This is a genomic window from Arsenophonus endosymbiont of Bemisia tabaci Q2 (assembly GCF_902713415.1).
Classification (GTDB): Bacteria; Pseudomonadota; Gammaproteobacteria; order Enterobacterales; family Enterobacteriaceae; genus Arsenophonus.
This window is the reverse complement of sequence record NZ_CACTIE010000179.1, coordinates 1-1,010: the sequence shown is the minus strand read 5'-3', so window position 1 is coordinate 1,010 and position 1,010 is coordinate 1. Positions and strand designations below refer to the sequence as shown.

General features: G+C 31.0%; 1 pseudogene. It reads right to left on the bottom strand.

Annotated features, from left to right (window positions below):
* Positions 1 to 595 precede the first annotated feature (595 nt).
* Positions 596 to 969 (bottom strand): annotated as a pseudogene (locus tag ARSQ2_RS09325) (elongation factor P-like protein YeiP); the annotation flags it as partial.
* Positions 970 to 1,010 lie beyond the last annotated feature (41 nt).

The window sequence follows — 1,010 nt, the reverse complement described above, 5'->3', positions numbered from 1 at the left end:
CTTATGTGGAATTTTGTGGTTAGCCATATTTCATGATTCAATAAGATATTGAGTTATGGTAGTAAATGTTATTTTACTAAATCATTAGCAATTTCTCAGTAATTATTTAATAAAAATATTTAATAGTAATTTTATTAATTGACCAGCATTAAACTTTTTATGATTTTATATAAAAATATCGCAATGCCGATCCTAAGATACCTTCTTATTTAAATAAGAATTTTTTATATTTCTACTGGTATTAACTTTATCATCGCAAGTTTATAGTGAATTAGATACTGGCGGTGTAATTCATTTTTATGGCGCTATTACTGTACCTGCCTGTCAAAATATTGTAAATGATAATATGCTAGAAACGAATTGTTGGGATAATGCTGGAAATATGGCAACCCAAAAGATAAGTATGGATTTATTAACTAATCAGCGACAAAAATCACTAATTAAATATGCTAAAACCCGTTTTTTGTGGCTTAATAAAAAAGCAGTGCATGTTAGAAATTAGCTATGATTGATTTTATTTTGAAGTTAGTCACTTTTATTTTTTAATATAACTGCTCTGTAAGTAAGAGCAGTTATTGTTTTATTTTTATCGATTTTAATCACAACGGCCCATATAACGGTGTTCTGCAATGTGAATGCGAGTTTTTTCGCCGATGGATAAGTATTCTGGAACTTGTATTATTAGCCCGGTTGCTATCATAGCTGGTTTTGTTCTTGCATTGGCTGATGCTCCTTTGAGACTTGGTGCTGTCTCTATAATTACCATATCGACAGTTTGCGGAAGTTCTAACGCGATGGCTTGGTTATCCATTACTAAAACTTGCAGTCCAGGTTGTTCCTGAAGTAAGTAAAGAATAAAAGCTCTTCTTCTATATCTGTTTTATTGAAACTATAGGGAGTAAAGTCTTCATTATCCATGAATACATATTCATCAGCCTCAACATAAGAAAAACTTACTGCCCGATGAGTTATAGCTAAGCGACTTAACTTTAATTACACCATATTGAATG